The sequence below is a fragment of the Haloprofundus halobius genome (assembly GCF_020097835.1).
GTDB lineage: Archaea > Halobacteriota > Halobacteria > Halobacteriales > Haloferacaceae > Haloprofundus > Haloprofundus halobius.
Genome location: NZ_CP083669.1, coordinates 60,943 through 79,591, shown reverse-complemented (window position 1 = coordinate 79,591; position 18,649 = coordinate 60,943). Strand labels below are relative to the sequence as shown.

12 protein-coding genes are annotated in these 18,649 nt (G+C 55.0%); 9 read left to right on the top strand and 3 right to left on the bottom strand.

Annotation, left to right across the window (positions count from 1 at the left end; all coding sequences use genetic code 11):
- Window positions 1-238: 238 nt before the first annotated feature.
- The 4 genes from LAQ74_RS20015 (at window position 239) to LAQ74_RS20800 (ending at window position 8,686) form a co-directional block, all read left to right on the top strand.
- Window positions 239-1,945: a DUF4143 domain-containing protein gene (locus LAQ74_RS20015; RefSeq protein WP_224338345.1), complete on the top strand. Its 1,707-nt coding sequence runs from the start codon at window positions 239-241 to the stop codon at window positions 1,943-1,945.
- 196 nt (window positions 1,946-2,141) lie between these two features.
- Window positions 2,142-5,222 (top strand): site-specific DNA-methyltransferase, encoded by a 3,081-nt coding sequence (locus tag LAQ74_RS20010; protein WP_224338343.1) that lies wholly within the window; start codon window positions 2,142-2,144, stop codon window positions 5,220-5,222.
- A complete protein-coding gene (locus LAQ74_RS20005) occupies window positions 5,212-8,415 on the top strand; it encodes a DEAD/DEAH box helicase family protein (protein ID WP_224338341.1) in 3,204 nt (1,067 codons plus the stop codon). The genes LAQ74_RS20010 and LAQ74_RS20005 overlap by 11 nt, the downstream gene beginning before the upstream one ends.
- Complete coding sequence (locus tag LAQ74_RS20800; protein WP_473092248.1) at window positions 8,378-8,686, top strand: DUF8139 family protein; 309 nt, start codon at window positions 8,378-8,380, stop codon at window positions 8,684-8,686. The genes LAQ74_RS20005 and LAQ74_RS20800 overlap by 38 nt, the downstream gene beginning before the upstream one ends.
- A gap of 109 nt (window positions 8,687-8,795) precedes the next feature.
- Here LAQ74_RS20800 and LAQ74_RS20000 read toward each other — a convergent pair whose 3' ends face one another.
- On the bottom strand, window positions 8,796-9,428 hold the full coding sequence (locus LAQ74_RS20000) for a hypothetical protein (protein WP_224338339.1): 633 nt from the start codon (window positions 9,426-9,428) through the stop codon (window positions 8,796-8,798).
- A gap of 585 nt (window positions 9,429-10,013) precedes the next feature.
- Window positions 10,014-10,559 carry a hypothetical protein gene (locus LAQ74_RS19995; RefSeq protein WP_224338337.1) on the bottom strand — a complete coding sequence of 182 codons (546 nt, stop codon included), beginning with the start codon at window positions 10,557-10,559 and terminating at the stop codon, window positions 10,014-10,016.
- A gap of 314 nt (window positions 10,560-10,873) precedes the next feature.
- Here LAQ74_RS19995 and LAQ74_RS19990 point away from each other — a divergent pair, with 314 nt between their 5' ends.
- Window positions 10,874-11,902, top strand: a complete 1,029-nt coding sequence (locus tag LAQ74_RS19990; protein ID WP_224338335.1) for a Cdc6/Cdc18 family protein — start codon at window positions 10,874-10,876, stop codon at window positions 11,900-11,902.
- An 18-nt stretch (window positions 11,903-11,920) separates the two neighbouring features.
- Here the strand turns inward: LAQ74_RS19990 and LAQ74_RS19985 are convergent, their stop codons facing one another.
- Window positions 11,921-12,607, bottom strand: coding sequence for an SOS response-associated peptidase (locus LAQ74_RS19985; protein WP_224338333.1), 687 nt, complete (start codon window positions 12,605-12,607; stop codon window positions 11,921-11,923).
- A 302-nt stretch (window positions 12,608-12,909) separates the two neighbouring features.
- On the opposite strand from LAQ74_RS19985, the gene LAQ74_RS19980 reads away from it, so the two are divergent.
- The 4 genes from LAQ74_RS19980 (at window position 12,910) to LAQ74_RS19965 (ending at window position 18,529) form a co-directional block, all read left to right on the top strand.
- Complete coding sequence (locus LAQ74_RS19980; protein ID WP_224338331.1) at window positions 12,910-14,823, top strand: DUF262 domain-containing protein; 1,914 nt, start codon at window positions 12,910-12,912, stop codon at window positions 14,821-14,823.
- A 279-nt stretch (window positions 14,824-15,102) separates the two neighbouring features.
- On the top strand, window positions 15,103-16,053 hold the full coding sequence (locus tag LAQ74_RS19975) for a hypothetical protein (protein WP_224338329.1): 951 nt from the start codon (window positions 15,103-15,105) through the stop codon (window positions 16,051-16,053).
- A 2-nt stretch (window positions 16,054-16,055) separates the two neighbouring features.
- Window positions 16,056-16,361, top strand: a complete 306-nt coding sequence (locus LAQ74_RS19970) for a DUF8156 family protein (RefSeq protein ID WP_224338327.1) — start codon at window positions 16,056-16,058, stop codon at window positions 16,359-16,361.
- Between the two features lie 2 nt (window positions 16,362-16,363).
- The gene (locus LAQ74_RS19965) at window positions 16,364-18,529 is read left to right on the top strand and encodes a type B DNA-directed DNA polymerase (protein WP_224338459.1); all 2,166 of its coding nucleotides are present in this window, start codon (window positions 16,364-16,366) and stop codon (window positions 18,527-18,529) included.
- Window positions 18,530-18,649: the final 120 nt, after the last annotated feature.

The window sequence follows — 18,649 nt, the reverse complement described above, 5'->3', positions numbered from 1 at the left end:
ACCGCCCCACGCGTTCACCTGTTGTTCCTCGATGAATCGGTGGCCGGCCCAGATTCCCCTTGGCTGAGCGCCTGATGGTGATTTGCAAGGTAAGCCGAAAACGAATCTAGTCAAACGGGGACATATCATATTGAGGCCCCTCACAGCCCACCTACAAGAACGTTGGTGCTACGCTAAAACTGAAATTTGCCTCATCAGGATGCTACATATTTATACTATCCCGGGGTCAAGTTCCTGTATGACAGATCCATCTGACGGTTCTGATTTCATCGCAGACGCTGAATGGCACAACGAGTGGTGGGATACGGACGGTGGTTCACTATCTGAGTTAGAGGAAACGGCTTCTCTAACCCCCCGATCGGACTTACTCAAGGTACTGCAGTCAATTGATAAAGAACGAGAAGACGAAACGGAGAGTCTCGTCTATCCTATCTACGGACCGACCGGCATCGGGAAAACGACGCTTATTCAACAATTCATCGCTGCAATTCTTGATTCAGACATCGTGGACTTCTCTCCAGGACACCGTGATTTAGATATTGTTGGGACCGTTGATCCACGTCGGATCCTCTATGTTCCTCTCGAGGATTCCCTCTACCATCTCGAACCTTCGAGCAGTGCTGTGGAAAAACTAGAAAACGTTATCGACTACTTCCGTTCTCACGTCGCTCCCCGCCGAGGCCGTAAGTACATCGTCCTCGACGATATTGGGGCTCTACGACTCGATGAAGATGAACAGAGTGCCCTTCTCGACCTTGTAGATGATGATACCTATCTACTGCTGACTGGTATTGTAGAATCGCAGGTCGACCTGAGTGGTATCTCGGCTTCGAGCGAGCCCAAGATCAATTATCCTCGTGCGATGTTGCCGATGAAGTTTGTAGACACCATCAAGCAGGGAGCATATGATGACTCTGCGTTACTCGAGACAGACTCTGAATTTGCTCTTCGTGTGGAGTCACATCAAACGAGGAGTATGGATGGTGAGTCGCTGATAAAGGATGTTCGGAGCAATTTATCTGAATCGGAAAACCTAGATGACGCGGTCGCGTCGTTGAATCAGCTTTACTTTGAGACTTTCTCGGATGTTGAGCGAGATGGACTGTATGAGGCCGCTCATGAGTACTTGCAGAAAGGGGGAATCTTCCTACGCGCTACGGAAACCTCGGTCAAAAATGAGCTTATCCGTTCTCATCTCCTCTTATATCTCTACAAGGAACTTGCGGAGTATGAGTCGATTCAACGACCTGAGAACCTCCATCGGATTGCCTCATTGGCTGCGAGCCAGGCTGGGAATGAGCTCAGATATACGGACATCAGTGAACAATTAGAGGTCGATCGTCGGACTGTTGATTCATACCTGTCCGTGCTGGATGACGGGCTCTCAGTTTCGGAATCCCATGACTTCTCTCTTCAACGTCACCGTCGAACTCGGCTCTATCTCCGGAATCCGCGCCACGTTGTCCTTCTGTCTCAACGTCAGGAACACCACGGATTCGAGACATATGAGAAGACGCGATCGCTCAATCACGAGTTCGAGTACAAGCTAGCTCGAACCGTCGCGTTCGACCATGCTAAGCGGCTGGCGTGGAGGGTTGGCGGCTCAGGTGACGAGGACCCTCAGGTCGAATACTACGAAACTGAGTCGGGGACAGTCGACTACATCCTCCACAATGAGGATGGGGTAGTTGTCCCGTTTGTTCTCTCTTATCATCCACACGCGGGGAATGCTGATGAAATCGCAGTAGAATTCGATCCCACTGTCGGGAAGCACCCGAAACCTGGCGAAGAGGAGCTTCTCGATCTCGATTACGAAGCTCCCTACCGGTTCATCATTGCTGATAGCCTGCCAAAGGAAGTGACTCGGTCGGGCTCACTCATTATAGAGCGGGATGGCGTCAACCTCTGTTACATTCCCTACTGGTTGTTCCTCCTCATCTGCTAATTATGAGAGACGCCACCTCAGAACCGAACGGGAATTTTTACAACGGCTGGCCAGAAAGACCGCGACATAGCCTCATGCGGATGGCCAAATGCGATACGAAAGATGGATTTGACGCACGGCCATCCAACAGGAGCATTGGGATTGCGGTCCTCGGTGCATGGCAGTCTGATCGATCCCTCCAGTCACGAACCTAACCATGTCTAAGCAAGTTACACGAGACGGAAATCGAGAACAGCTTCAGGAACTGCTACGAGATCTCTTCCAGTTCGACGCCGCCGATCTCAACTTTGGTGTCTACCGCATACTGAACCAGCGCCGAGACCGAATTGAGCAGTTCATCGAAGAAGATCTCCTCGACGCTGTTGACGAAAGTCTGGAATCTCTGGCTGATGCGAAGCGCGCGGAGATTGAAGAGGAGCTGGAGGAGAAAGCCGCAGAACTGCGTCAGGACTGGGACAATGATATCTTCAACCCCGATGGATCGCTGAAGGACCAGTACACAAACCTCGGACAGAAGGACCTCGAAGAGTACCAGGACCTCTGGGAGACGCGGGAAGACGTCGCCGTTGCGGAGGAGACGGAAGCCCGTATCTTCAATGACCTGTACCGGTTCTTCTCTCGGTACTACGAGGACGGAGACTTTCACACCAAGCGCCGTATCTCCTCGAAGGACTCGAAGTATTACGTCCCGTACAATGGGGAAGAGACGTATTTCCACTGGGCGAACAACGACCAGTACTACGTCAAAACGGGCGAGCACTTCACCGATTACCGGTTCGATGCCGACGAGTGGACCGTCGAGTTCCGTTTAGAGGAGGCGGACGTGCCGCAGGACAACGTCAAGGGAGACAGCCGATACTTTGTACTCGGTCGTGGCAACCCGGTTTCGACGGACGCTGACGAGCAGACGGTAACGATTCGATTCCAGTACCGACAGATCACTGAAGACGAGGCCGATGACTACCTCGAGGCGTACAATGAGGCGACGGGCGACGATCGAAGCTCCTTCGCGCACATGACGCCCGAAATGCGGTGTGACGCTCTCGAAGGACGTATCTTAGACTATGTCGAGAACGCAGGAGCTGAACGCATTCTTACTACCGAGAAGGACGACGATGCTACCTCGACGGTACTGAAAAGCCATCTCACCCGATACGTCTCGGAGAACTCCATGGACTACTTCGTCCATAAAAACCTCCAAGAGTTCCTTGAGGGCGAACTCGAGTTCTTCCTCCAGAACGAAGTTCTCGATGTCGACGAACTGATCAAAGCAGATGACGGTTCGTCCCCACCGGTGCTTCGTGCTCGGACAGTGCGCGACATCGCGGAACGCATCATCTCGTTCCTAGCGCAGATTGAGGACTTCCAAAAGCGGCTCTTCGAGAAGAAGAAATTCGTCGTGCAGACAGACTACATGGTCACTCTCGACCAGGTCCCCGACGACCTCTACGACGAGATTCTCGAAAACGACGAGCAGCTCGAACAGTGGGAGGACGTCTATAACACGAACCAGTGGGATACGGATTTGAAGTGGCAGGGTGAGTTCGACCAGACGTTCTTGAACAATCACCCCTACGTGATGATCGACACTGCGCTATTCGACGATGGGTTCAAGCTGAAACTCTTGTCCGCATTCGAGGATCTCGAAGAGGCTACGGATGGCGTGCTGGTCAATAGCGAGAACTTCCAGGCACTCAATCTCCTTATAGAAAAGTACCGGAATGAGGTCGACTGCACATACATCGACCCGCCGTACAACACTGGTGGCCGTGACTTCATCTACAAAGATAACTACCAACACTCGTCGTGGCTGTCTATGATGGCGGATAGACTTCAGATGGGTCGTCAAATCTTATCTGGTGAGGGAGCTCTCTTCGCGAACGTTGATGATAATGAACACGGGAACTTACGTCAACTTATAGACAATGTATACGGGAAGGAGAACTTCGTTGCCAATGTGATTTGGGAGAAGAAATATGCCCGCCAAAACGATGCAACATGGTTCAGTACATCGCATGACCATCTTTTGGTTACGGCGAAGGACAAGGAAAAATGGGAAATCCACCCTCTCCCCCGAACTGAGGATCAAAACAAAGCATACACAAACCCCGATGGAGATCCCAGAGGGCCTTGGCAGTCAGTTGTATACACTTGCAATAAGACTGCTGAACAACGACCTAACCTATACTATCCTATCGAACATCCGAAGACAGGGGAGGAAATTTGGCCCAGCAAAACACGAGTCTGGGCTTTCGACCAAGAAACCCATAAGAAGAATGTAGAGGAAGATCGGCTTTGGTGGGGAGAAAATCAGGAGAAGACAAAGCCAAGACAGAAAGTATTCTTGGACGAAATGGGCGGTATTGTGCCGAAAACAATCTGGTCAAGAGATTTCGCTGGCGACAACCAGAAGGCACAGAGAGACCTCGCCTCACTCGGCTTGGAGGGAGCCTTTTCCAATCCAAAGCCGACCTCGCTTGTGCAGCGGGTTAGCCAAGTCTCGATGTCCAAGGAAGACACACTCTTGGATTTCTTTGCGGGCTCAGGGACAGCAGCAATTGCAATCCTGCAACTGAACCGCGAGGACGAAGGAAACCGCGACTATCTCATGGTTGAGATGGGGGAATATTTCGATACTGTTCTCAGGCCCCGGATTCAAAAGCGTGTTTTCTCGGATAACTGGGATGAGGGTGTTCCTGAGGATCGGGACGGCCAGACACATCTCGTAAAATATCATCGTCTTGAATCCTACGAAGACGCGCTCAATAATATCTCACTCAGTGAGCCCAGCTCCCCCCAGCAGAAGCTGGTGAACGAGGAAGTAGAGGACTATATCTTAGGATACATGCTTGACTTCGAGTCACAAGATAGCGCTTCCCTTCTGCCCGAAGGTACGTTCGAGGAGCCGTTCAGCCACGAATTGAAGATCGAACAGAACGGAACAAGCCGAGAGCCTACGACCGTCGACCTCGTCGAGACGTTCCACTACCTCATCGGAGCTGATGTCCGACAATACTGGCACGAGACGCACCAAGATCGAAAATACGTCGTGACCGAGTGTGAAGTCGATACTGAGTCGGGCATTGAAAAGGTCCTCACAGCGTGGCGACCGACGGAGGATATTGACTACGAAGAAGAGAAAGATTGGTTCGACGACGAATTCGACAGCGAATCGTACGATCGCGTCTACGTGAACGGCGAGAGCCAGATCGCACAGGCAGAACCGCTCGAAATCACGTTCCGAGAGAAGATGGAGGAGAGCCCCAATGTCGCGTAGTGCGCTTGAGAAGCTACGGAAGCGAATGGCGTTGACCGCCTACTTCCGTGACGCCTTCGGCGTCGACGACCCGAACGACCCCAGCTCAGTCCGCCAGTACTACGAGGAACTGGACAACCAGGAAGAGGGGTACGACGACGAAGGGCGTAGCGACGTCTATCGGTTCGTCTCGTTCAAATTCGACGGTGAGGTTCTGACGCCTGAACAGCTGCTTCAGTACGACGAGAACGTCAGAACACACACTGAAGCACTCAACGAACGGAGATCTGACCCAATCACGCTGAAGCCGTTCCAAGTACTGGCGTGCTTGATGACTGAGGCGTATCTCGATAGAGTGGTGAACAATCGAGAAGCGTTTCTGGCTAACCTCAACGAGTTTGTCAACGAGCAGAACGAGGAAAAAGGACGGATCAAGTTCCCCGAGTTCGACGATAGTGACCTCGACAAACTGGCGTTCTGGATGGCAACGGGCAGTGGGAAGACACTGCTCATGCACATCAACTACTATCAGTACCTCGACTACGTAGAGGACTCGGAAGACCTCCCAGAGAACATTCTCCTCGTGACACCGAATGAAGGCCTCTCGGAGCAGCACATCGAGGACCTGCGCGAGAGTAGCATTCCGTGTCACCACTTCAATGCAGATACTATCGAACTGCAAGGCGCCGGAGAAAATCCGGTTAAGGTCATCGAGATACAGAAGCTGGTCGAAGAGAAGGAAGGCGAGGGCCTCAGCATAGAGGTCGAATCATTCGGACACAACAATCTAGTCCTCGTCGACGAAGGGCACAAGGGATCTGGAAAGGGCCAGACATGGCGGAAGCTTCGCGAGAGTCTCGCCGAAGACGGGTTTACCTTCGAATACAGTGCGACGTTCGGGCAGGCACTTTCGAAGGCTTCCGTTGACGTTGAAGAAGAGTACGGGAAGTCGATCCTCTTCGACTATTCGTATCCCCGGTTCTACGATGACGGATACGGGAAGGACTACCATATTGTGAATCTGGAGAGTGAGGTCGATACCGACCTCCGTGATCGGTATCTCCTCGCGAATCTCCTCACCTACTACGAGCAGATCCACGTGTTCAACCAAGACCCGGATACGGTCCGGAACACGTACAATATCAAATTCCCACTTCTCGTCTTCATTGGCCATACGGTAAACGCAGCGACACAATCCGAGGTCAGCAAAAACGAAGACCGGACCCTCACCGACGTCGAGAAGTCGTTGAACTTCATGGCTAAGGTTCTCAGAAACGAGGACAATTGGGTGCCGGAGGCTATCGACCGCGTTCTTCAGAAGGACGCCGGGTTGGTCGACGATGATGAGATCGATCCGTTTGGTGACGCGCTTGAAGCGCTCCGCGACACCGATCTCGACGGCGAGGATATCTACGATCGGCTACTGGAGGAGATGTTCCACGTTCGTGCGTCGTCCGGCCTAGACCTCGTCAACATCGAGAATGCAGACGGAGAGATCGGTCTTCGGGCGAGCGGAACAGATGATTACTTTGGTGTGATTAATATCGGTGGGGACCGGGTGTTCCTCGACCGAGTCGAAGGTGAGTACGAGCACATCACCGTTGAATCAGACCAGTTCAAGAAATCGCTCTTCCGTTCCATCAACAAGCGCGACTCACCGATTAACGTGCTTATGGGGTCGCGAAAGTTCATCGAGGGATGGGACTCCTGGCGTGTTTCCACGATGGGCCTAATGAACTTCGGACGGGGAGAAGGGTCTCAAGTCATCCAGCTCTTCGGGAGAGGGGTACGACTTCTGGGAAAAGACCGAACGCTCAAACGGTCTTCAGAACTTGAAGTCGACCCGCCATCGAACCTTCCGCTTCTGGAGACGCTGAACGTCTTCGGCGTTCGTGCCGATTACATGGCGCAGTTCCGGGACTACCTCTCCGATGAAGGGATTGACACCGATCCGCGTGAAGTCGTAGAGATCGAAACTCAAACCCAGGACCATTTCCAGAACCAGGGATTGTTAGTTGTGCGACCAGAGGTTGATTCTGAGTACGTCGACGAGGTCAACCTGGAGCTTGAAGCTACGGGCGATATCACTCCCGAGATAGACATTATGCCCCAAGTTGGGGTATTGTCGTCACGTGATGAATCCGCGAACGAGGTTGACGAGAAAGAGCCTCGGACAATCCCAGAGGAGTATCTCGACTTACTGGACTGGCACGAGATCTACCGAAAGGTCTGGCAGTTCCGCAAAGAGAAGGGATACCGGAATCTCGTCTGTGAGAAGAGAATACTGCAAAAGATCCTCTCCAACGAGTATTATACGCTGTACTGTCCGGAGTCAATGCTCGAGGTTGAGCACGTCGACGACCTTGAGCAGATACAGCAGATTGCCGTGATGATTCTCCGGAAATACATCAAGGAGTTCTATTCTGGACGACAGAGCAATTGGGAACAGAGCCAGCTGTCCTACGTCCCGATGGACGATGAGCTAACTCGCGACCAGGGGAACTTCTTCGATAGGTACACTCTCTCAGTCAAAACGAGCGCCGAGGACTTCCTGAGTGAACTGCAAGAAGCAGTCGAGGACGACTCGTTATATACAAATGCTGACGGGAAACCGAATCGAGTTCATTTCGACCGCCACCTGTATCTCCCGCTTATCGCTGAGGAGACTGGTATTGACGAAGAGGACGTCGACTATTCGCCACCACCGCTGAACAAAGGCGAGAAGCGGTTCGTGACAAACCTAAAGAGCTATTTCCAATCCCCCAACGGCCAGAAGATCCTCGATTCATGGGAGGTATATCTTCTCAGAAATCAATCACGGGGGAAAGGCGTCGGGTTACTCAGCGATGGGAATCGGTTCTTCCCGGATTTCATCATGTGGCTTCAGAACGGAGACACTCAGCACATTGTTTTCCTGGAACCGCACGGTATGGTTCGAGAAGGAGAGCCAGTGGAAGACCACCGCGTTAAATTCTATGACGGAATCGATTCGTACGAGAGTGAACTAGCAGAGCGGACGGGCAAGGACCACGTCTCCCTACATTCCTACGTCATCTCCCAGACGAATTTGAACGACCTTCGAGACTTGTCGCGGGTGGACACTCGCGAAGAGTTCCACGAGGCAGGACTGTACTTCCCAAACGAGGTTAGCCAGATCGTAGAAGACGTGCTCGAAAGTGCGTCTGCAGAATCGCAGGAAACGACCGCCGAATAACGAGAACGGAGTTTATCCATTGAAGGACATTCCCCAACCTGCTTCTGAGCCGTATTCGGTGTCGGACGTAGTGCGTATCTATCTTGGTCCCGATGATCCAGATAGCCGATACCATGGGATGATTTGCGAGATCACGGAAGTTGCGATTGACGACTTAGATTCTCAAACTGGTCGGTCGTTAGATGCGTATACGTATACTGTCCAATCTCTTGAAACAGAGGAGGAACTTCCAATTTCATTCCGTCACCGCGACTTAGTCCCAGCAGAGTGAATTAGCAGAAAAGAGTTTAAAATATGAGAGATAGTGGTTAAGAACAGGACTGGACTTTTCTTGCTGATTTACCCACAACTGAAAACGGTCTCTGGAGTAGAGTTCTATATTAGAACGGAAGGTTCTCGACAAAGTCATTCACTGATTGTAGAAATCGATTCTGTCGCCTCTCTGCCTTCCTGAGGGTCTCTTCTTGCAACTGGTCAAGCTCCCAGAGCATATAGTCGAGCTCTCCATCAGCGACATAGCCAACGATCTCCTCCACATCGTTCTGAACCCACTGCCGTGTTTCCTCTTTATCCAAATCCGTCTCAACCGTCTGAGCGTCAGAGACGACTATGGTTGTGACCTCCCCAACGGTACGGTCTATGGCCAGACCGGACCCTTCAGCAAAGGCAACTCTGATTCCCCAGTGGATCTGACTCAGTACCCAAGCACACGCCCTCCAGCCGATGGACCGTCCAACGACATTGATTAGCTGTTGATTCACCCAGCCGGTGGCACCGAATGCTACCCGATACGATGCTCCAATGCCGGTGACGAGAAGAACAACCTCAACTACGGCCAAAGCCACATACTTGAAAAATTTCAGGTAGGCGCTTTCAGCGACCTGTTCATCACGCTCGAGTGATTTGTGAATCGAGCAGCCAGAGTCAAGGACACCTTTGATGCTCCCGATCAAGGGGATGTATTTCGTAATGCTCTGGGCGTCTTCAGCGAATCTTTCCAGCCTACCGGCCACTGAATCGGCGAAAACATCCAGTTCGCTGACGAAGTATACGATATCTTGGAGATATTCAAGAATCCAGTTGTACGCCTCTGGGTTCTGTTTGAGATTCGATAAGCTGATTTGCTCTAATTGACTTAGAAATCCAGCATCGGCGGAGTGTTCCTCGTCTTCCTGGTCAGCTAGCTTCCCATATGCATAGCAAACGAAATTGACGGCCTCCCCGACCTCGTCCTCAAGATCTTTCCTCCCCCAATCGTCGTCGAAGAAGTCTACAACAGCAAGCCCAAATTCATCGATAAACCCGTGAGAGGAGCTCGCAGTAGAGATCGTAGGGAAACGAACGGTTGCAGCAGAAATTGATGCAGCTGATTTGAGGTACGTCCTTCAATCCATTTGTTGATAATTAGCTTTGTTTCCTGAGTCAAGGCTGACTATACAGCAGCACCAAAGAACAGGTCATGAATGAAATTCGCTAACCATGCGACTACTCCGAGATAAGCGGACAGCCCACTCAGAACAACGAATACTACAATAAGAGCAATCACTAGACGCCAGTTATCTGGTTGCGGGTTCCTCGATCGGCTCCGTCGACGCATGCTATATCAATAACTGGCCGAGGATTCGTTTGAGATCAGAGTTCTCGGTATATCCTCCTTCTTCAAGTTCGGTATCAGTCAGGATCCGCTCTTCAGGCGTCGAACCAGATCCGCCCCCACCCCAACGTGAGGATAGAGCCCGTCGAATGATTCCACCGGCGATGGTGAGGAATAGCTCAATAGCAACGACGAAGGCTGCAGTAGCGAGCGTGTACAGTACTGCTGCTTCAAGGTGTGTTGCACTCATATTCGCCATCGACGTTTTCTCGTAGATGAGCAGGAGCTCAACTCCTCCAAGAAAGGCAGCAACTAGGGTTAGAACGCTCCACGCGAATAACGTCATACGTTCCTGCATCGAACAGCGAATCGCTGCGCCGAGCGTTCCAAGCGCACCGACCAAGAGCAGTGACGTAGTGATCGAATCAAATCCTCTCTCTGGGAGAAGTCGCCAGTATCCGATTGTCACGAATAGTACACCCACTACGAAGATCGCATGTCGTGGGGCAAGGCTGTAGTTCCATTTGAGCCAATCGGGAACTGCGAGCATACGTACTACATACAAGACATAGTTAATAAATTATTCAGATAGAAACATCCCAAAGCAGAAATTATTGAAACTAGCGTGAGTCAAGGGTGTCAAAGTTAACCAACAGAGTGGGCCATACGACCATTTGTTGGTTAATCTGAATAGGTGGCAGAAGCCACGTTTTCCTAGGACTTCCGGAAAGCTGAGTTCGGATTAGAGCAGAAAAAGCTGCGCAGAGAGGTAAATCGATACTGATGAGATGTAGGGATATGCTTTCCTGAAACAACCCAAATACGCTTATATATCCTGCCACAGAAGGATTTCCTCAACCACAGATGATCCGCGATGCTCGCGTTCTCCGGGCCGGGTTCGTCCCTCGGGAAGTTGAGCATCGCGACGCCGAGGTCAACCATCTCTCTAGCGTCCTCGAGCCCATCACGAACGGTGAACCCGCCGACACGGCTATCGTCACCGGACCCAGCGGGACGGGGAAGACGTGCATCTCGAAATTCGTCACGGAACGGCTTCGTGAAGAGGCCCTCGACGTCGAGGCCATCTACGTCAACTGCTGGCGCAACTACACACGGTTCCGCACGCTTTACCAGATCCTCGACGATCTCGGCGCGACCATCGACATCCACCGGCAGTCGACACCGCACGACGAACTCGTCGACCGGCTTCAGCAGCACGACGGCCCGCGAACCGTCGTCATCCTCGACGAGGTCGACCAGCTCGAAGATCCCAGCGTCATCTACGATCTCCACAGCCTCCCACAGTTCGCGATCATCTGCATCGCGAACAAGGAAGAGGAGCTGTTCAGTCGCGTCGACGACCGCCTCGTGAGCCGGCTGCGCTCCAGCGAACACGTTCGGATGGACAAGTACCACGACGAGCAGCTGTACGACATTCTGAGTGCGCGGGCGAAATGGGGGCTCGACGAGGACGTCATCACCGACGACCAGCTCTACCGGATCGCCGACGCAGCCGCCGGCGACGCCCGTCTCGCAATCGGCATCCTCCGAACGGCCGCCGGCAAAGCAGATCGCGAGAACCGCGAGCGCATCACCGACGACATTCTTCTGGACGCCGCCGAGGATGCTCGGGCCCAGATTAAGCAGAAGAGCCTCGATTCACTCACCCCCCATCAGCGGGTTGTCTACGACATCGTTCGCGAGCACGGCCCGGTCGGGCCGAGCGAGATTCACGAGCGCTATACCGAGGACGTCGATGACCCACGGACGAAGCGGACTATCCGCACGTACCTCTCGAAAATGGAGCAGTACAACCTCCTCGAAGCGGAGGGGACGAGTCGGGATCGAGAGTACTCGCTCGTCGATTCGGCAGCGGCGTCGCCGATGCAGTGACCGTTACGCCATCAGCTATCAGGAACTGAACTCGCCGAGGCCCGATTGCTCGTGGTCCAGCGACTCAATGACTTGGGGATCGTCGTTTCCGGGGTTATTGACCCGCGTTGAGATCTCGTAGGCGTCTAGATCGTCATTCGGATACGGCTGGCACAGTTCCTTGCGGGTATCCGGATCCGCGGCGAGCCAGTCCGATTCGGCGTCCCTCGGGAGGACGACCGGCATCCGACCGTGGATGGAGTTCATCAAGTCGTTCGGCTCCGTCGTCAGAATTGTGACGCACGAGATCGTCTCGTCGTCGCCCTCCCAGACGTCCCAGAGCCCGGCCATCGCGAAGGCAGGGTCGTCTTCGCGGTAAATCCGGTAGGGCTGTTTCGACCCGCCGTTCGGTGATTTCCACTCGTAGAACCCTGACGAGGGGACGAGGCAGGGACGTGATTCCCATGCCCGCTCGAAGACGCGTTTCTCGTCGGCAGTCTCGGAGCGAGCGTTGATGATGCCCTCCTCGGGCTCGTCCGCCCAGAACGGAATCAACCCCCAGTGGTAGGCGTCGATCTCGTCGGAGGCCTCGTTCGTGATGATGTGTAGGTCGTCGTCAGGCGCGATGTTGTATCGGGGTGTGTACCCGCCGTCCGCGACGACCTTGGCATCGAAGCGGGCCTCGAGGTCTGCTTGGTCGATGAAGAGCGAGTTTCGGCCACACATACCAGAGAGTTCGGAAGGAGGCATCTTCAACGTGGTCGCACAGGAATTTCGCAGTACTAACGTACTTAACCAACAAACGCCCCCGTCACGCACAGAGTGTAGGTTAACCGAGCCAGCACTGGACAAGCCTGATTCTGGAAACTTCTCGGAAACGGGCACACAACGGCAAAAATTCGGCGACTGATCCGTTCACACCGTAACTCAGCAGTTCAGTCAGGCCTTCGAGTTAATTCTGGCAGTATACACCTGAGATTGGATGGTCGACAACAGAGTATAAATACTCATCTTCCGTTCTGGTGACCATGTCCAGACAGGTCTCGGATTATTTGTCTGAAATAAACGACCATATCTTTCTTCCCGGCCTCCAGCGGGAGTTTGTCTGGAATCCCAGGCAGATTGAGGAACTGTTCGATTCATTGATTCGAGACTATCCAATCGGAGCTATAACTGAATGGAGAGTTCGAGCGGCCAATATCAGCGACTACAACTCGTATAATTTTCTGCGGATGTATGTCGCTGATGACTATCGGCCACCGGATCCAGTTTTGGCAGAATACGACCTCTACAATCAGGAAGTTGAAGACAAAGAACCGGAGATTCTGATCATAGACGGCCAGCAGCGGCTGAACTCACTCTATATCGGTGTCGAGGGCGGGATTACCGTATACAATGGCGGACGAGGGAAGCCCAGTGATCAGCTCCAGTACTGGGAAGGCCAGCGGCTGTGCGTTGACCTATTCGGCCACCCAGAGTACGATCGCGACGATACAGCAGGCGACTACGAGTTTGAGTTCAAATCGACAGGGAAGTTTGGAGGAACGGACGATACCGGCTATTCCATGACTGGCGACACGCGACACCTGTGGATGCCGGTCGGGGAGTTATGGAACGGAGGCGACGACGGGGGCTCCGGGAACTCCACGGTGCTTGAGGGAAGAGCACTTAGCGAAGTCGTCGATGAATACGTGGACACCGCCGAATTGAGGGCGGACAACGAAACCCGCTACCAGCTGCGCAGTATTTCGATGGCCGTCGCGAGAGACATTACGAGCAACGTTCTACAGGACGATCTCGAAACAGACAGTACGAACAAGGATAGGTCTGAAATTCCCGAGATATTCACGAGGCTGAACATGGAGGGCTCTGATCCGAAGCCCTACCAGCTCCTCCTCTCAAAACTAATGAGTTATTGGCCGTACGCGGAAGAGGAGGGGGAGCGAATCAATCCTCGGGAGGTCATCCAAGATTGGATTGACGAATTTAAACAGAAGTTCCCTGAGTATGAGCAAGAAATCGACCGGAAGCTGTTTCTCCGATATACAGCATACCTAGTCGGAACAGACCTCCTCCGCAGCAATCTTAGCAGTATCGATGAAGATAGAATGGACGAGATGCGCGAGCGGTGGCTGTATAATGAGCCCGTCGTCGCCGGACGGCGATTCGAGTGGTTTCGGTCATCGCTCGAGAAGGCTTTCCAGACAGTAATTGAGAGCGGGATTCGGAGCTCGGTTATGAACACGATGCCCATTTTCGCACTACTTGGCGTGTTCTATTACCAGAATCCGGATGCTGAGGTCTCCGACGCGAACCGCGAGAGTGTTTTCCAGTTCGTCGCAAGAGCCCTCTTGCTGAACAAGTACTACCAGGTTCTGACCTACGGCAAGTGCCGCAACTGGATGCGATACCTTCGCGAATGGGAACCAGAACCCAACGAGCCCATCGTTTTCCCAGGAGAGGAGCTATTTGAATCGGAGAACATCAGCCCATCTGCTGAAGATATCCGTCGAGTCGTAGCCAACGCTCGTTACGAGAGCAGCCCAGGAGAGCCTGTATATACTGACACAGATGTCACGGCAGTACTCGGCCTCATTGAGGAATCATATACGCAATCGACGTCCACCAGTATTGGCGACTACTCGGTTGACCACATCTACCCGAAAAGCAGGGCAGAATCCGTATCTGAATCTATTGGAGAGACTGTTGATCTTAATCGAATCGGGAATCTACAGCTGTTGCCACACGAGATGAACGAAGAAATCAAAAGCGACCAGTGGCCCCACGACTGGTTGGACGACCTCGGCAACGCCGAGTCTGAGCGTATTCAACGTGTAAATCAGTATCCCGATATCGAGCCCACCCCGGAGAACGCACAGGCGTTTATCCAGGCTCGCGAAGAGCAGATTACCGACTACTTGATTGACAAATACGTGAAGTGAAGAGAGAATTGCACGTCGCAGTCCTATAGAATTTTCACAGAAATTAAACTGAGACAACGGGCTACTGAGCTCCTCACGTATTAACCAACAGACCAAGGGAGTATGCATCCAATTGTTGGTTAACGAAGGAGGCGTCTCATATCGGAATTGTTCTCGGAAGTGTACATTCTAACACGAAAACACGCAAACAACGACGCCACTTGTTGTATTCAGATCGGTTCCCTGAAACGCGGAAGTGACACGCCGCGGCTTATCGGAAAGGTGGGCATCTAGTTGAGTATGCCTAAGCACTCTACATCGACGTCGAACCGGTTGGCGGTCGACCAGCCGACACGGGGCGCTGACCGCAATCGGTCCCTCGCTGACCAGGCCGATCCGGCTACGGACGAGATGCTGTTACCGCAGCTCGACGACGGAATCACGCTGCTCGACGTCGAGAGTGGCCGCGGCGTCCCGATCCTGCAGTCGCTCGTGCTCGACCATCTCCTCCTGCACGACGGGCCCGCCTTCTGGGTCGACGCAAATGGTCACGCGACAACGACGACACTCGCCCAGATCGCGCCCAGTCAACGGTTGCTCAACCGAATCCACGTCGCACGCGGATTTACCGCGTACCAGCACTACGGCGCCGTCTGTGATCTCCCGACGGCAGTGAACAAGTCGATCCAAATGTCCACCACCGATGCCGGGGCGGCCGGTCGACGGGCACCAAGTCGCGACAAGGAAACGTCCCCCCACACACCCGCCCTCATCGTCGCGCCGGCCGTCGACGCCCAGTACCGCGCCGACGATACCCTCGGCGAAACCCACGCAAAAACCCTCCAGGCCCGAACTCTCGCCCGGTTGGCGACCTACGCCGATGGGTACGACATCCCGGTGCTCGTTACGCGAAACGAACGAAACGAATTCACCGAGCCAATTGCGACGGTCGCCGACCATCACCTCGAGTGCGAGCAAACTCGGATGGGCCCACGGGTCGTCGGCGAGGACTTCGAGACGCTCGTCTATCCCGTCGACGACGGCGCGTACTACCAGACGACGTTCGCGTACTGGCGGCAGCTGCTCGCAGCACGCGCCACGCAGGTCGGCGAGGAGCCGACGACACCGGGGCCGTCGACGCCGACCCCGGAGGGTGTCGGGACGGGCGTCACCGCTGACGGTGAGACGGTCGCGGCCACCGCGGATCCCTTGCTCGATGCGTGGACGGCGAGCGGTACAGGAGGGCGATAGCGATGGGACGCACAAACCCGACATACCGAGATGCGCTGCGGGCCATCGAAGAGCGCTGGGCAGAGTTCCGGCGGGCACTGCGGCGTCGCGACCAGCCGCGATTCGATCGGCTCTTCGAGTACGCACGCGGGCACGCCGACGCGAGCGGGCTGTTGAACCACCAGAACCCGCTGCTGCCGGCGCTGCTCAGCATCGATCTCGAACAGGAGGCCCGCCTCGACGACCACGAGGAACGTCTCGAGGAGCTCGAAGCTGCAGTCACAACGAGCGATGACCAGGAGGCCGCTCCACTGGACTCGAACCCGTGACGATGCCGTTCAGTATCGACTTTCTGGACGACGGCCGCGTCCTGGAGTGGGAGGCAACCGCCGACGGCGCCGTCGCAACCGAGCGCGATGACTACACCCCACGCTTCTACGTCGCTGCTCGCGACCCTGATGCCGACCTCGACCTTACGACGCTCCAATCGGTGTACGACCAGCACCCGGATGTCGTCGCGACCGAGATGGTTGCACGACGGCCGGGCTTTCGACGAGACGAGGATACCGTTCTCGCGGTCGACGTCGCACACATCGACCGCGTCACCCCACTCGCCCGGCAGGCACGCCAGCTGTCGGACTATCCAGTCGGGGATCTCGCCTGTTTCAACGTCGACTTCTCGCGAGAGTTCCGGTACTGTCTGGAGACCGGCGCCGATCCGACGCCGGCGAGCGAACTGTCGACGCTCCGGCTCAGCGTCCCGGTGACCGAAACGAGCAACGACGTCTACGAGAAACTGTCCGTCGCCGGCGACGCCGTCACCGGCTCGCCGACGGATATCCTGACCGCCGTCCAAGGTGCACTCGAAGCGCACGATCCGGATGTCCTGGTCTGCTCAACCAGCGAGATCGTCCCGACGCTGTACGAGATGGCGACGGACGCCTGCGCCGACGACTTCTCGCTGAGTCGGTGGCCGGACGTCGACTACCAGCAGCTTGCGAGCCGGTCGACGTACTCGAGCTACGGCCGCGTCGGTCACTCGCCGGCGCGGTACAACGTGCCCGGCCGGGCGATCATCGACGAGTCGAACACGTTCTTCTACGGAGAGACGAACCTCGACGGCGTCCTCGACCTCGTGTCGCGCTCGAACAAGCCCGTCCAGGAGCTTGCGTGGGCATCGATCGGGAACGTTCTCACGGCGATCCAGATCTGCGAGGCCCACGACCGCGGGGTCCTCGTCCCGTGGAACTCCTGGCGCCACGAGTTCTACAAGCAGATGGGGACGCTCCACGACGCCGACCGTGGCGGATTCATCTTTGCCCCCGAGGTCGGCCTCCATGAGAACGTCCACGAACTCGACTTCTCCTCGTTGTACCCGAATATCATCTGTACCCGGAACGTCTCACCGGACGTCATCCGGTGTGACTGCCACAGCGACCGCGACGACGTCCCCGGCCTCGGATACTCGATCTGCGACGACCGGGGCTACCTCGTCGACGTGCTACAGCCGATCATCGACGCGCGCGACGAGATCAAGGCGGCCATCCGTCGCAAGAAGGAACGAGACGACCCCGACGAGGACCGACTGGCAGAACTCGAGGGGCGGTCGGGAGCGCTGAAGTGGATCCTCGTCGCCTGCTTCGGCTATCAGGGGTTCAGCAACGCGAAATTCGGCCGCATCGAGTGTCACGAGGCGATCAACGCGTTCGCTCGCGAGATACTACTGACGGCGAAACAGCGGCTGGAAGCCGGCGGCTGGCGGGTCGTCCACGGTATCGTCGACTCCATCTGGGTGACCCCCCATCCCGACGTCGACGACGAGGACCGCGAGGACCTCGAGACGCTCGCGACGGAGATTACGGAATGCGTCGAGATTCGGCTCGAACACGAAGCTCACTACGACTGGGTGGCGTTCGTGCCGCAGCACGAGAGCGACGCCGGCGCGTTGACGAAGTACTTCGGGAAGGTCGCCGGCGACGACGATTTCAAGATCAGAGGCATCGAAGCCCGACAGCGCTCAACCCCGCCGTTCATCGAGGACGTCCAGCGGGACTGTCTCGACCGGCTCGATGCCACGCGGTCACCGGACGCGGTGCTCGGGCGTCTCGAACGTGCAATCGACGAACTGCAGGCGGGGAACGTAACAGTAGAGCGGCTCGTCGAGCGGAATCGTGTCTCCAAGCCGCTGGAAGGCTACTCACAGAATACCCAGAACGTGGCCGCCTTGAAGCGAGCCCGCGAGCAGGACCTAGCAGTCCACCCGGGCCAGGATATCGAGTATGTGGTCGTCGACGACGAGAAATCCTCGCGAGACCGGGTCGCCCTCGCCCACGAAGCGATCGAGACCTACGACGCCTCATACTACGAGACGCAACTGGTCAGAACTGTCGAGAGCGTGCTGTTGCCGCTCGGGTGGGATCGTACAGACATTCGACGGAGACTCGCAGAGACACGAGAGGCGGAGCTGACGGATTTCACAGCGGCCCGGAACAAATGAGTAGGTCCAGATATCATCTGAGGTGAGCAAAAACAGAAGTGGGCGACAGGGTCAATCCCATTCACACTCCGGGGGGTGCTCCGTTTCAGCAAGCCCCCCCAGAGTGTGAATGGGGTGGAA

Excerpts from the sequence above, each read along its gene's own strand:
- LAQ74_RS20015 (WP_224338345.1), top strand. The coding sequence starts at position 239 with ATGACAGATCCATCTGACGGTTCTGATTTCATCGCAGACGCTGAATGG.
- LAQ74_RS20010 (WP_224338343.1), top strand. The coding sequence starts at position 2,142 with ATGTCTAAGCAAGTTACACGAGACGGAAATCGAGAACAGCTTCAGGAA.
- LAQ74_RS20005 (WP_224338341.1), top strand. The coding sequence starts at position 5,212 with ATGTCGCGTAGTGCGCTTGAGAAGCTACGGAAGCGAATGGCGTTGACC.
- LAQ74_RS19995 (WP_224338337.1), bottom strand. The coding sequence starts at position 10,559 with ATGCTCGCAGTTCCCGATTGGCTCAAATGGAACTACAGCCTTGCCCCA.
- LAQ74_RS19990 (WP_224338335.1), top strand. The coding sequence starts at position 10,874 with ATGATCCGCGATGCTCGCGTTCTCCGGGCCGGGTTCGTCCCTCGGGAA.
- LAQ74_RS19985 (WP_224338333.1), bottom strand. The coding sequence starts at position 12,607 with ATGTGTGGCCGAAACTCGCTCTTCATCGACCAAGCAGACCTCGAGGCC.
- LAQ74_RS19980 (WP_224338331.1), top strand. The coding sequence starts at position 12,910 with ATGTCCAGACAGGTCTCGGATTATTTGTCTGAAATAAACGACCATATC.
- LAQ74_RS19975 (WP_224338329.1), top strand. The coding sequence starts at position 15,103 with ATGCCTAAGCACTCTACATCGACGTCGAACCGGTTGGCGGTCGACCAG.
- LAQ74_RS19970 (WP_224338327.1), top strand. The coding sequence starts at position 16,056 with ATGGGACGCACAAACCCGACATACCGAGATGCGCTGCGGGCCATCGAA.
- LAQ74_RS19965 (WP_224338459.1), top strand. The coding sequence starts at position 16,364 with ATGCCGTTCAGTATCGACTTTCTGGACGACGGCCGCGTCCTGGAGTGG.